Source organism: Alloalcanivorax xenomutans (assembly GCF_900217905.1).
In the GTDB taxonomy this organism is placed as follows: Bacteria; Pseudomonadota; Gammaproteobacteria; order Pseudomonadales; family Alcanivoracaceae; genus Alloalcanivorax; species Alloalcanivorax xenomutans.
Window position 1 is genome coordinate 74,874 of the sequence record NZ_OBMO01000006.1, and the last position, 14,012, is coordinate 88,885.

General features: G+C 62.0%; 7 protein-coding genes. All 7 read left to right on the forward strand.

What is annotated here, in order from left to right; translation table 11 throughout:
* Window positions 1–6: 6 nt before the first annotated feature.
* The 7 genes from CRO06_RS06170 to pbpC all read left to right on the forward strand — a co-directional run bounded on the left by CRO06_RS06170 (window position 7) and on the right by pbpC (window position 13,996).
* Complete coding sequence (locus tag CRO06_RS06170) at window positions 7–528, forward strand: hypothetical protein (protein ID WP_055100198.1); 522 nt, start codon at window positions 7–9, stop codon at window positions 526–528.
* Window positions 528–1,868, forward strand: a complete 1,341-nt coding sequence (locus CRO06_RS06175; RefSeq protein ID WP_055100196.1) for a PelD GGDEF domain-containing protein — start codon at window positions 528–530, stop codon at window positions 1,866–1,868. The genes CRO06_RS06170 and CRO06_RS06175 overlap by 1 nt, the downstream gene beginning before the upstream one ends.
* Window positions 1,861–2,856, forward strand: coding sequence for a hypothetical protein (locus CRO06_RS06180; RefSeq protein WP_236563996.1), 996 nt, complete (start codon window positions 1,861–1,863; stop codon window positions 2,854–2,856). Before CRO06_RS06175 ends, CRO06_RS06180 begins: the two co-directional genes overlap by 8 nt.
* The gene (gene pelF / locus CRO06_RS06185) at window positions 2,853–4,403 is read left to right on the forward strand and encodes a GT4 family glycosyltransferase PelF (RefSeq protein ID WP_097058004.1); all 1,551 of its coding nucleotides are present in this window, start codon (window positions 2,853–2,855) and stop codon (window positions 4,401–4,403) included. The genes CRO06_RS06180 and pelF overlap by 4 nt, the downstream gene beginning before the upstream one ends.
* Entirely contained in the window at window positions 4,403–5,773 is a 1,371-nt protein-coding gene (gene pelG, locus CRO06_RS06190) for an exopolysaccharide Pel transporter PelG (protein WP_097058005.1), read from the forward strand. Before pelF ends, pelG begins: the two co-directional genes overlap by 1 nt.
* 253 nt (window positions 5,774–6,026) lie before the next feature.
* Window positions 6,027–11,597 carry an alpha-2-macroglobulin family protein gene (locus CRO06_RS06195; RefSeq protein WP_097058006.1) on the forward strand — a complete coding sequence of 1,857 codons (5,571 nt, stop codon included), beginning with the start codon at window positions 6,027–6,029 and terminating at the stop codon, window positions 11,595–11,597.
* A 68-nt stretch (window positions 11,598–11,665) separates the two neighbouring features.
* Complete coding sequence (gene pbpC / locus CRO06_RS06200; protein ID WP_097058007.1) at window positions 11,666–13,996, forward strand: penicillin-binding protein 1C; 2,331 nt, start codon at window positions 11,666–11,668, stop codon at window positions 13,994–13,996.
* Window positions 13,997–14,012 lie beyond the last annotated feature (16 nt).

A 14,012-nucleotide genomic window follows, 5' to 3' on the forward strand; every position in this document is an offset into this window, starting at 1 on the left:
ACCGCCATGAAATTGCCACTGCTCGCCTTGTGTGTGGGGTTGGTCATGCTGACAGGGTGCGGCACCACCCATGTGCGTGGAAGCCAGGATGTCCAGCTCTTCCGCGATGCCCACTGGTTGGTTCTGCCGATGGTGAACCGAACCACCACTCCTCAGGCCGGGCTTCGGGCTCAAGCGATCACCGAGGCGGTGCTGGCGCAACATGGCGTCTCTCAGGTGGAAAGCTATCGCCAGCAAGATGGGGATGGTTTGTTGTTCGAGGCGGCTTCCGAGGCAAGCCAGCGCGCCATGACGCAATGGGCCTCGCAGCGCGATGGTGACTATGTGGTGTCCGGTGTGGTGCATGAGTGGCGCTATAAGACCGGGGTTGATGGTGAGCCCGCGGTGGGCGTGATGCTGGAGATTCGTGATGGTAAAGGGGCGCTGTTGTATAGCGGTACCGGCTCCCGGGCGGGTTGGGCGCGGCAGTCGCTGGGTGAAACCGGACAACGCGTGATTGATAAACTGCTTGCACCGGTACTGGACTGATGCTCGGTAAACTCCGGGACAACCGCTTCGTCCGTTTCCTGGCGCCGCCGGGGCCGGGCGTGCTGGCCTGGCTGGAAGCGCCTATGGTGGTACTGGCGGCCACCGCCATTGGTTTTCTGGTGCGCGCGGGGGATCCGTTGTTTCTCACCGGGGGGATCCGTTGGAGCCTGGTGGCGGCGATGCTGGTGGCACTGCGTTATGGATCGTTGCTTGGGTCGCTGGCGATGTTGACCCTGCTGGCAGTGTGGTTTGGCTGCAAGTCGGTAGGGCTGTATCCGGGACTTGAATTTCCGGAACTGACTTTTCTTGGCGGCTACATCATTGTCTTGATTACGGGTGAATTCGCGGACATGTGGCGAACACGGTTGCGCCGCGCCGAGAGTGAAGCCGGATACGCATTGGAACGCTTGCGCAACCTCACGCAACGGCATGTGCTGTTGCGTCTTTCCCATGACCGTCTTGAAGAGAATCTGCTGACTAAACCGTACACCGTGCGCGACGCATTACTGCGGTTGCGTACCGTGGTCATGGACGGCAGCCGGGAGCAAAGTCTGCCCGGCAGCGAGGAATTGCTGAACATGCTCGCGGAATACTGTCAACTGCAGCGCGGCGCCGTATATCAGTTGGTGGGGGAGCACCTGGAGACCACGCCTGTTGCTGTTCTTGGGGATAATCAACCGCTTGATCTGAGTGACGGGCTACTTCGTTATGCTCTGGACAATCGCACTCTTGCCCACGTGCAAATGGGGGAAAGCACGGATCGTTACGACGGCAATTACTGGGTCTGTGCTCCGGTTATCAACAGCAGTGGTGAGCTGGTTGGCGTGGTGGTGGTCGAGCGCATGCCTTTTCTCTCGATCACGCATGAGAATCTGCAATTGATGGGGTTGTTACTGAACTTTTATGCCGACATCGTGCAACACGGGCCCGAGGTGGAGGCCTTGTGCCGCGAATGGCCCAGTCTGGCGCCCGTGTTCGGTCGTGAGTTGGTGGCGCTGAACCGTCTGGCGGCTGCTGGTAAGGTGGACACGGCGATGGTCATGTTCGTGCCGAACGAGACCGACAAGGCCCGGCAAATCGTGGAAGCGCTGAATCGAACCCGGCGCACCATGGACGGGTACTGGTGGGTGGACTGGGAGCGGTACCATCTGGTGTTGCTGATGCCGATGACCGGTGTGCACGGCTTCGAGAGCTTCCAGCGTCGTGTCGATGACTGGTTGCGGACCGACTACGATGTGGGGTCCCTGGCACAAGCGAGTGTGGCATTTTCGTACCGCTTTTTGGATGGGCGCCCGGTTGGGGAACAAATACGGGATGTGCTGGAGGCCTCCCATGCATGAGCCTCGTTTTCTGATTGTCTATGCTCTGCTGTTGGAAGCGGGTGCTTTCGTTTTGTTGTTATCCCGCTCCAGTGACGATCTGTTGCTGATCAAGTATCTGGGATTGCACGCGGTGGCATCCTTACTGCTGGCCAGTGGCGCCTGGGCTCTGTTGCCCAGTGGATTCCGTAAACCCAGGATCTGGTCCTGGGTACTGACATTCTGTCTGGCCTTTTTTGTTCCGGCCTTCGGACTGGTCGCTATTCTCGGCGGTGTTCTGGTTGGCTATTTTCTGCCCGCGGCGTTTCGCAAGGAGCCATTTGTAACCGTTTCCGCGCCGGCTTTCAATCCGGTGCCGATGCCCGCGGGCGGCGGTTTCCGGCAGGAAGACCTCAAGACGCTGTTGCTGTCTTCCGATTCACCGACGGAGCTGCGCCTGCAGGGCATGATGACGGTACGGCGCATGCCCACCCGTTCCACCGGAGAAGTGCTGAGGGACACCCTGGATGATCAGGTTGATGACATCCGGCTGCTGGCCTACGGCATCCTCGACCAGAAAGAGAAAGCCATCACCCGGCAGATCGACCGTGCCATGCGGCTTTTGGACTCCGCCACGCTTTCCCGTAAATATCGTCTGTATCGCCGTCTGGCCGAGTTGTATTGGGAATTGGTGTATCAGGACCTGGTACAGGGAGACATCCGCCAATTGGCATTGGATCGCGCTTACCACTATGTGGATGTCGCATTGAGCGAAAAGTCGGACGATGGCGGTATGTGGCTGTTGCAGGGACGGATTTGTCTGGCGCAAGGGCGGCTGACGGAAGCAGAACAGAGTTTCATGTCCTGTCGCATGCTTGGATTGCCTGCCTCACGTGTCAACCCCTGGCTGGCCGAACTGGCCTTGTGGCGGGGACAGTATACCCGTGTGCGCAAGCTCATGGGGGCCATCGCGGATAACACACGGTCTTCGTCCCTGAATCAGTCAGCCCGATACTGGAGACGCGCATGAAGCTGCCCCACGCTGACAGCGCCGATATCTGTCTGTTACTGGAGGGGACCTTTCCATTCGTCAGCGGCGGCGTTTCCAGTTGGGTCAACCAGATTATCCGCGGGTTTCCGGAGTACCGGTTTGCTTGTTGTTTTGTCGGCAGCCGGAGGGAAGATTACGGCGAAATGAAGTACGAACTGCCGGAAAATGTGGTGCATCTGGAAGTGCACTATCTCCATGACGCGCATCGTGAAGTCAAGAAGGCGCCGCTGCGTGGGAATCCGGAGATGTTCGAGAAGGTCGACCGTTTCCATCGGGCGGTACGCAGCCGGAGAGTAAGCCGAGACCGGAACCGTCTATTCTCCGAGCTGATTGCAGAGTTGGGGGATCATGGCGCGCTGTCGGAGCAAGCCTTCTTGCGGAGTGAAGCGAGTTGGAACCTGATCTCCGACAGTTACCGGCGTTATAGCAGGGACCCTTCTTTTGTCGATTACTTCTGGACAGTGCGAATCATGCATGCGCCGATCTGGACGTTGCAGCGCATCGCTGAAAACCTGATTCCAGCCGGTATGTATCACAGTATTTCCACTGGTTATGCGGGTTTCCTCGGCGCAATGCTCAAGCGCCGGACCGGTAAGCCATTGCTTTTGACCGAACATGGTATTTATACAAAAGAGCGTAAGATCGATCTGTTCCAAAGTGAGTGGATCAGCGATAACCGTGGGTTGGCGGAGCGCAATAATGCGGAAATGGCCTATTTCCGCGAAAAATGGATTCACTTCTTCGAGGAACTGGGCAGGGAATGCTATCAGGCGGCGGATCAGATCGTCGCGCTCTATGAAGCCAACCGGCTGCGGCAGATTCAGGATGGCGCACCCGCGGAGCGCACCCGCAATATCCCCAATGGCATCAACCTGCCGGCCCTGCAGGCGATACGGGCGCGGCGCGGTGAAGCCATTCCAGCGGTGGCCTGCCTGATCGGCCGGGTGGTGCCGATCAAGGATGTGAAGACGTTCTTGCGTGCCATGCGTACCCTGGTGAACCGGCTACCCGCTGCGGAAGGCTGGATCGCCGGCCCTGAGGATGAAGACCCGGAGTACGCGGAAGAATGCCGGGCATTGATCCAGAGCTTGCAGTTGGAAAATCACGTTCATTTCCTCGGTTTCCAGAAAATTGCCGATTTGCTTCCGAAGGTCGGGGTGGTGGTACTCAGCTCCATCAGTGAGGCGCTGCCGCTGGTGTTACTGGAAGGGTTCGCCGCTGGTGTGCCGGCGGTATCCACGGACGTCGGTTCCTGTCGGCAGTTGGTTGAAGGTTTTGGCGAGGAGGATCGGGCGCTGGGTAAAGCCGGGGAAGTTGTCAGTATCGCCAATCCGGAGGCATTGGGAAACGCCGTGGCTGACCTGCTGGGAGATCCGCGGCGCTGGCGGGCGGCTCAGCGGGCCGGTATCCGTAGAGTGGAGAGATTCTATACCCAGAACGTCATGTTTGATGCTTATCGACAGCTTTATGGTTCCTTGTTGAGCCCCACCGGAGGCATCCGGTCCGTGAACGGAGAGGATTGCTGATGGCGGGGATCGGTTTCGAACTGCGCAAGCTGATGCGCCGGGATACTCTGCTGGGGATGTTGCGCGCCTATGCCTACGCCGGAGTGATCGGCTCGGGGCCCTGGGTGCTGTCGATTCTTGGCATCTTGATCGTTGGTCTGATTAGCGTGTCGGTGGTGTCGCCGGCGACGGCAATCAGTGAGTTTCAGGTCACTGTTACCTACATTATCGCCTTCAGCCTGATTCTTACCGGTATCCTGCAACTGGCCTTTACCCGTTTCTGTGCTGATCGTATTTTCGAGCAGCGGGAATCCATGGTGCTTTCCAACTTCGGCGGGGTAACGCTGGTCGTCACAGCGGCAGCCGGAGTGTTGTCGATGCTGGTATCGGTGTTCCTGTTTCCTCAGCAAAGCGTGTTGTTCCGGATCGTCGCGGTGGCCAGCTTCGTAGTGGTCAGCAATATCTGGATCGCCACCATTTTTTTATCCGGTTTGAAGCAGTACCGATCGATCGTTTTGCTTTATGCATTGGGTTATGCATTGACCGTTGGAGCGGCATACCTGCTGCGTTTCATGGACCTGGAGGGGCTCATGTTGGGCTTCCTGGTTGGCCAGGTTTCGCTGCTTGGCGGTATGTTGGTGTTGATCGTGCGTGGCTATCCCACCAGCCGTTCGGTGGCGTTTGACCTGTTTGACCGGCGCTGGCTGTATCCGAGTCTGATGCTGGTGGGACTGTTCTTCAACGCGGGAGTGTGGGCTGACAAGATTATTTTCTGGGTGGCGCCATCCACCGGCGGTAATGTGATCGGACCGTTGCGGGCCTCGCTCATTTACGATATCCCGGTTTTCCTCGCCTATTTGTCTCTGATCCCTGGCATGGCGGTGTTCCTGGTGCGTATGGAGACTGACTTCGTGGAGTACTACACCAATTTCTACGATGCGGTGCGTGAAGGGGGATCACTGTCCTATATCGAAGACATGCGTAACCAAATGGTGGCGACGATTCGTCTCGGTGTGTTCCAGATCATCAAGATACAGGCGATCGCGGCCCTGTTGATCATGGTGGCGGCGCCGGACATCTTTGTCGCGCTGGGTATCTCCGAGCTTTACTTACCGTTACTGCGGGTGCAGTTGGTGGCGGCGGGGCTTCAGGTGGTGTTCCTGGCCATCATCAATGTGTTCTGCTATCTGGACCAGCGCCGGGTGCTGGTGTGGCTGACGGGCACGTTCCTGGTGCTGAATGTGGTATTCACTCTGATCAGTCTGAAGCTGGGGCCGGCCTTTTTTGGGTATGGTTTCCTGCTGGCACTGGGGGTATGTGTGGTGGCGGGATTGTGGCTGGTGAACCGCAGCATGGGCCGGCTGGAATACCAGACATTTATGCTGCACTAAAAAAAACGGCGCCCATGGGGCGCCGTGAATCGTTTGGCTCGGGAGAGCTATCACGGAGTACAACTCCGATGTCAACAGATGGGACCTCGTTGACGGCTTTGAGTATGGCGCCACTGAAATGCAAAAACATTTGCTTTATCGCCCGGGATTTCGGCTTGAGTGGTCAATTCTTGTGCACAGACGACAGCATGGGGTCGGGTTTGGAAGTGTGCTAATTTAGCCTGATTACACCATCCAATAAGGTAGGCAAGGAATGCAAAGCTCCGCTCTACGCCTGATTGGCGTGTCTCTGCTGCTGTTGGGTTTATGGGCTTGTGACACCGCCGACGAATCGGCGTCGTCCGCCAGGGATAAAAGCGAACAGGCCGGGGCCGCGGTGGCCGCCGACAGTGAGCCCGATCCCCGTTGGCGTACTCATCTGGACAGCTGGCCGCGGGGAGAAACGGGCTCCCGCTCCCCACTGGTATTCCGTTTCACCCATCCGGTGGTGGAGCAGAGCGCGCTCAACGAACCACAGAAAAGCGTGGTGAAACTGCGCCCGGAGCGGCCTTTCACGGCGGTGTTCACCGCCCGTGACCGGCTTGAGATACGGCCTCTGGAACCCTTGCGCAGTGATCAAAATTTCACTGTCACTCTGTTTCCTCAGGGCCTTTCCGGAGTCGATGACAGTCTGCCTCCGCTGGAAACCAGGCTGACCGTATTGCGCCAGCAACTGACCATCCGGGTCGAGGCATTGGCGCCGGCGGAAGGGAGCGACACCATGATCCTGAAAGGGCGGATCGATACCCTGGATCTGGTGGATAATCAGGCGCTGGAATCGGTGCTCTCCGCCAAACAGAGTGAGACGTCGCTGCCGATCGTGTGGGAACACCCGTCCGCTGGTTTGACCCACCGCTTCCAGGTTACCGGCATCCGCCGTGATGTCGGCGAGGAGGTCCGCCTGGCCTGGGATGGTGAGCCCGTGGGCGAGTCGGGGGCGGGCGAGCGGAGTTATTCGGTACCTCGGCCCGGCCAGTTCGCCGTTACCTCGGTCCGCTCGGAGAGCTTCCCCGACCGTCATGTGGTGGTGCAATTTTCCGAGGCCCTGCAGGCGGGGCAGGACTTCCTGGGAATGGTGGCGCTGGGTGGCAAGAGCGCCCGGGTGCAGGTCGACGGCTCCCGGTTGCTGGTCTATCCAAGCGACGAGGTGGACGAGAAGGCGGTGTTGCAGATCGCTCCGGGCGTGGTCAGCGCCTCCCGCCATACGCTGGAGAAGATGTACCAGCAATCCCTGGTATTGAGTATGGCCAAACCCGCTGTACGGTTTGTCGGCGAAGGGGCCATTCTGCCACGGGGCGAAGTGCTCAGCGTGCCGTTCGAGGCCGCCGCCGCCGGCGCTATCCAGGTACAGGCGTTCGAGGTGTTCGAGAACAACATCACCTCCTATTTGCAATCCCGTGATCTGGATAACCAGCATCCGGACACCCGCACCGGCCGTTATCTCTGGCAGAAAACCCTGCAGTTACCGCCGTCCGAGGAGCGGGGATGGCAACGGTACCGGCTCGATCTGACCGAGCTGATGGCCAAACACCCCAATGGTTTGGTCCTGCTTACCCTCAAGGTGGACCCGCGCAGCATTCATTACCAATGCGGCGACGGCGGGCCGCGGCGTGAGAACACGCTGCCGGACAATTACGAAGGACCGGGCCAGGACGACGAAGTGAGCCGTTATTATCGCGATGCCGGCTACCTGCGCTGGGACGAGCGTGATAATCCCTGCAGCGACAGTTATTACGCCTACAACAATCAGGCGGAAAGCTCCCGCTCTTTCATTGCTTCCAACCTCGGTTTGCTGGCCAAGCAGGGGGAGGACGACCGGATGCTGGTGGTCACCACCGCCCTGGATACCAACACGCCCCTGGCGGGAACCCAGGTTACCGCTTACAACTACCAGCACCAGTCCCTGGGCAGTGCCAGCAGTGGCGATAACGGCATTGCGGAGTTGAAATTATCCGGCACGCCTTTCTATCTGGTGGCGAAAAACGGCAAGGAAAAAGGCTATCTCAAGGTGGCCCGCAACCGGGCGCTGCCTTCCAACCAGTTCGACACCGGCGGCGAGCGGGTTCTCGATGGCCTGAAAGGGTTCTTTTACGGTGAGCGGGATGTCTGGCGGCCCGGTGATGATATTCATCTGACCTTTGTACTGGATGACCCGCAACAACGCATGCCGGCGGATCACCCGGTCACGGTGGACTGGTTTGATCCGCGCGGTAACAAGGTCGCCAGTTATACCAACGACGAGCCGGTGAACGGGTTCTACACCTTTACCCTGAAGACCGGGGAAAGCGCCCCCACCGGCAACTGGCGGGCGGTGGCACGTCTGGGTGAGCGGGACTTCGATACCCGGCTACGGGTGGAAGCGATCAAACCCAACCGGCTGCGTATTGAGCTGACCGCCCCCGAGCAGGTCTTCGCCGGTCAGAGCACACCATTGGCGCTGCACGGACAATGGCTCAATGGTGCCCGCGCCAGTGCCCTCAAGGCCGATGTGAAGGTGCGCCTGCTCAACGGCGCCGATCCCTTCCCGGGGTATGCCGGCTACACCTTCAAGGATCCGTCCCGCACCCTGCAGGCGGAGCCGTTCACCGCTTTCGAGGGACGCCTGGACGACGCCGGCGACGCCACCGTGAATCTGGCGGTGCCGGCGGTCACGCCGCCGGGCATGGCGGCGGCGCTGGTGACCACGCGGATTTTCGAGAATGGCGGCGACTACAGCACCCAGGTACAGCGATTGCCGGTGGCGCCGTATCGGCATTGGGTAGGACTGCGGGTTCCGGAAGGTGATGGCTGGGGCGGTGCTCTCGGACGCGACCAGAACCATAATCTGGATCTGCTCACCCTGGACCAGGAAGGTCAGCCGGAATCCCGTTCCGTCACCCTGAGCGTCTATCGTATCGACTGGCGCTGGTGGTGGGATCGGGGCGCCAATGATCTCGCCAATTTCATCAGTAACCCGCATACCCGCAAGGTGAAGGCCACCCAGCTCACCACCAACGACAAGGGGCGGGTGCAATGGCGATTGAACGGTCCGGATTACGATTGGGGCCGCTACCTGGTGCGCGTCTGTGATGACAAAGGCGGGCATTGCGCGGCACGGACCGTATACCTGGGTTGGAGCGGCCAGCGCGGCGGTGGCGGTGACGCCGCCTCCCGGTTGGCGTTGTCCACCGACAAGGAACAGTACCAGGTCGGGGAGATGGCCAGGGTGAAGGTGCCGGTGTCCGGCGCCGGACGCTTGCTGGTCAGTCTGGAAAGCGGCTCGCGGGTCTTGCGCCACTACTGGGTCAAACCCGGTGACAAGGAGAACTTCACCCTGGAGATTCCGGTGACCGCGGACATGGCGCCCAACGTTTACGTGCACGCCACTCTGCTGCAAGCGCACAAGGACCGCGACAATGACCGTCCGATTCGCCTCTATGGCATCGTGCCGTTATTGGTGGAAGACCCGGACACGCGCTTGGAGCCGGATATAGAAGCCCCGGAGGAAGTGCGTCCGGAAAGCGAACTGACGGTGACGGTGTCCGAGAAGCAGGGCAGGGCGATGACCTATACCCTGGCGGTGGTGGACGAAGGCCTGCTGGGTCTGACCAATTTCCAAACGCCGAACCCCCATCAAACCTTCTTCCGCCGGGAAGCGCTGGGCGTGCTCACCTGGGATCTGTTCGATCAGGTGGTGGGCGCCTACGGCGGGGAGCTGGAGCGGATGCTGGCGGTGGGCGGCTCGGAGGGGCTGATGGATGGCTCCGAAGCCCAGCGCCGCCGGTTCCCGCCGGTGGTGTATTTCGCCGGACCATTCGAACTGAAGGCCAAGTCTGAGCAGGAACACAAGGTTCAGTTGCCGGCCTACATGGGCGAGGTCCGGGTGATGGTGGTGGCGGGACATCGCGACGGCCAGCAGCGTGCCTACGGCAAGGCGGACACCCCGGTCACCGTGACCCAGCCGTTAACACTGCTGTCGACGTTGCCGCGGGTGCTGGGGCCGGGAGAGTCCCTGCAGGTGCCGGTGAATGTCTTCGCCACCGAGGACACCATTACCGATGTGGATTTGAACCTGGAGGCGGAACCGCCGTTGAAGGTCACCCGGGACACCGCCCGGCTGACCTTCGAGGAGCCTGGAGACAAGATCGCCACGCTGTCACTGGAGGCCGGTGACCAGGTGGGGATCGCCCGGGTCACGGTGTCGGCCAAAGCGGGTAAGGAGCAGGCCGGGGAGACGGTGAATCTGCCGATCCGCACCGCCAACCCGCCCACCAGCCGGGAGCAGCTCAAGGTGCTGGAACCTGGAGACAGCTGGGCGCTGGATTGGACTCCCCATGGTCTGCCGGGCACCAACCAAAGCGCCTTGACGGTCAGCAGTCTGCCGGCCATGGGACTGGAGCGGCGGCTGGAATACCTGATCCGCTATCCCCACGGCTGCGTCGAGCAAACCACCTCCACGGTGTTGCCGCAGCTGTACCTGCACCAATTGGTTGGGCTCAGTGACGCCCAGAAACAGGAAGTGCAGAACAACATCGCCGGCGCCATTGACCGGCTGCGCCGCTTCCAACTGAACGACGGCGCCTTCAGCTACTGGCCCGGCAGTGGCCAGGCCAGCGACTGGGGCACCTCCTACGCCGGCCACTTCCTGGTGGAAGCACGCCGCCTTGGCTACGCGGTACCGGCGCGGATGATCGACGGCTGGCGGAACTATCAGCGGCGGCTGGCCAGCGACCCCGGTCAGTACGCCTGGCAGTGGGCGAGCCAGGCTTACCGGCTTTATACCCTGGCGCTGGCCGGGGAGCCGGAAGTCGGTGCCATGAACCGTCTGCGCGGCGCGCTGGCGGTGAGCGACAGCCGCAACCAGCATGGCCGTTATACCGCCCGCTGGTTGCTGGCCGCCGCCTATCAGCAAATGGGACTGACCGATGTGGCCGGTGAATTGATCGCCATTGATGGCGAGGTGGGCGACTACGATGAGCCCGGCCCCACCTTTGGCTCCGCGTTGCGTGACCGCGCCATCAGCATGATGGTGCTGGAAGCCCGCGGCGATCAGGCGCGGGCCTGGGACGAAGCCCGGGTGGTGGCCGATGATCTGGCCTCCGATCGCTGGTTCTCCACCCAGAGTCTGGCCTGGTCGCTGATGGCCATGGCGCGCTTTGCCGGCGATGAAAGCGCCGGGGACGGCTATGATCTGGCCTGGCGGCAGGGCGAGGGCGATTGGCGGGAAACCCACGCCACCAGCCCGGTGTTCCAGCAGCCGCTGGAGATCCAAGATGACGGCGAGTCCATCGTGGTCCGCAACGACAGCGATCGCCGTTTGTTCGCCACCATGACCACCGTCGGCACGCCGGCTCCGGGTCAGGAAAAAGCGGTGTCCGAGGGACTCGACCTGTCGGTGACGTTCCTGTCGATGGACGGCTCGCCGCTGGATCCCGCGCGGCTGACCCAGGGCACGGATTTCCGCGCCCGGGTGAAGGTGACCAATCGCACCAACCGCCGTCTGGAAAATCTGGTGCTGACACAAATCGTGCCCTCCGGCTGGCAGATCGCCTCGCGTTTGTCGTCCACTGGCGTGGACGATGCCAAGGACGAAAAGGAAACCCCATTGGATTACCAGGACGTGCGCGACGACCGGGTGCTGAGCTATTTCTCCCTGAAACCCGGTGCCACGCGTACCGTGAATGTGGAGCTGAACGCTTCGTTCGCCGGCCGTTTCTATCTGCCCGGCTGGCAGGTGGAAGCCATGTATCAGGGCTTTATTCAGTCCCGTAAGCGTGGCCAATGGGTGGAAGTGGTGGCGGAATAGCCCTCACCGGCCGGGCCGCGAATGGTCCGGCCGGTCACCGGGCGCTACCCGGCAACATCTGGAACACGATGACAAAACCGTCTCCCTCACGCCGCCGGCGCATCCTGGCGGCACTGCTGCTGGTGGTGCTGGCGGCGTTGGCGCTGCTGCAGTTTTCGCCGCTGCCGGCGTCGCTGCAGCGGAGTGACTATGCGGTGTTGATGCTGGATCGAAACGGGCGGCCCCTGGCGGCCCGTATCGCCGCGGATCAACAATGGCGCTTCGCCCCGGTGGAGACGCTGCCGGACAAGTACCGTGAAGCCCTGCTGACCTTCGAGGATCGCCGTTTCCGCTGGCACCCGGGTGTCGATCCGTTGGCGCTGGCCCGGGCCACCGTGGCCAATATTCGCGCCGGAAGGGTGGTCAGCGGCGGCTCCACCCTGACCATGCAGTTGGCCCGGCTGTTGCGGGACGATCCGCCCCGCACCCTGTGGGAAAAAGCCCGCGAGGCGTTGCTGGCATTGCAACTGGAATGGCGCCTGGGCAAGTCGCGGATTCTGGTGGAGTACGCCAGCCGGGCGCCGTTCGGCGGCAACACGGTGGGATTGAGAGCGGCGGCATGGCGCTATTTCCAGCGCGCGCCGGACGACCTGAGCTGGGCGGAAGCGGCACTGCTGGCGGTGCTGCCCAACAGCCCCGCGCTGATCCACCCGGGGCGGCAGCGGCAGCAATTACTGGCGAAGCGGGACCGTCTGCTGGAAGCCCTGCGGCAACGGGGGCTGATCGATGCGGACGCGTTACGGCTGGCGAAGCTGGAACCGCTGCCGCGCACCGCGCGGTTGCCGTCGCTGGCACCGCATCTGCTCGACACCCTGGCGGCCGACACCACTTCCCCGCTGATTCACACCACGCTGGACGCCGGGCTGCAGCAACGGGTGAACGCCCTTACCGGACAGCATGGACGGCGTCTGGCCAACGACGGCGTGCATAATCTGTCGGTGGTGGTGATCGACCATCGCGATCTGGCGGTGCGCGCCTATGTGGGCAATGTCACCCACGGCGACCGCCGTGAATATGGGGCGGCGGTGGACATCGCCGGGCGTCCCCGTTCCACCGGCAGCGTGCTCAAGCCGCTGCTGTACGGTTTGATGCTGCAGGAAGGCCTGCTGCTGCCGGATACCCTGGTGCCCGATCTGCCCACCAATTACGGCGGTTACAGTCCGGAGAATTTCGACCGTGAATACCGGGGCGCGGTGCCGGCCCACGAGGCCCTGGCCCAGTCGCTGAATATCCCCGCCGTGCGTATGCTGCGCCAATACGGCGTGGCCCGCTTCCATGACCAGTTGCGTGCCATGGGAATGAGCACGCTGTTCAGGGATGCCGAGAACTACGGTTTGACCCTGGTGCTGGGCGGTGCCGAAGGCAAATTGATGGAGCTGACGGCGCTGTACGCCAGACTGATGGCCAGCGCCCGTGACGGCCAGGCGGCGCCGGTTACTGTGCTGAGCGATGTGCAGCCGCTGCCGGAGCCGTTTCCGATCGGCGCGGGAGCTGCCTGGTTGACGCTGGAGGCGCTGCGTGACGTGGCCCGGCCCGGCACCGCCCGGCAATGGCGGCTGTATCGTTCCAGCCAGGCGATCGCCTGGAAGACCGGTACCAGCTACGGTTTGCGCGACGCCTGGGCGATAGGCAGCAACGGCCGCTATACGGTGGGCGTCTGGGCCGGTAACGGCAACGGCGAACCGGCTCCGGCGCTGGGTGGCGCCACCACCGCGGCGCCGCTGATGCTGGATCTGTTCAGCCTGCTGGGGCCGGCGGAGTGGCCTCAGGCGCCATTGGGCGATCTGAAGGAACTGCGGGTGTGCCGTGACGATGGCTATCTGGCCGGCGGGCAGTGCTCGGCGCGTACCGTGCTGGTGCCGCTGGACAGCCACTTCCAAGCCGTCACGCCACATCATTTGCGTGTGCATGTGGACGATCAAGGGCGGCGGGTGCACAGCGGTTGCGAGAACGTGGCCGCCATGAGCGCCCGCGACTGGTTCGTGCTGCCGCCGGCGCAGGCTTATTTCTACCGCTTCCGCCACCCGGAATACCGGCCCCTGCCGGCCTGGCGGGAAGACTGCGCGGCGGGTGCCCGGGCGCTGAGTTCACGGGCGCCGATGGCGGTGATCTATCCCCACGCCGGCTCCGCGCTCTATCTGCCGGTGGAACTGGGCGGGCAGCGTGGTGGGGCGGTGTTCCGGGTGGTGCATGAACGTGATGACGCCGAACTGTTCTGGCACCTGGACGACCGCTATCTGGGGCGCACCGCTCATTTCCACGAATGGGCGATCCAGGCGGCGCCCGGCTGGCATACGCTCACACTGGTGGACGATCAGGGCTTTCGTCTGCGGCGCCGTTTCCAGGTGCTGTCCCATTAGTGCGGGCCCTAGCCTG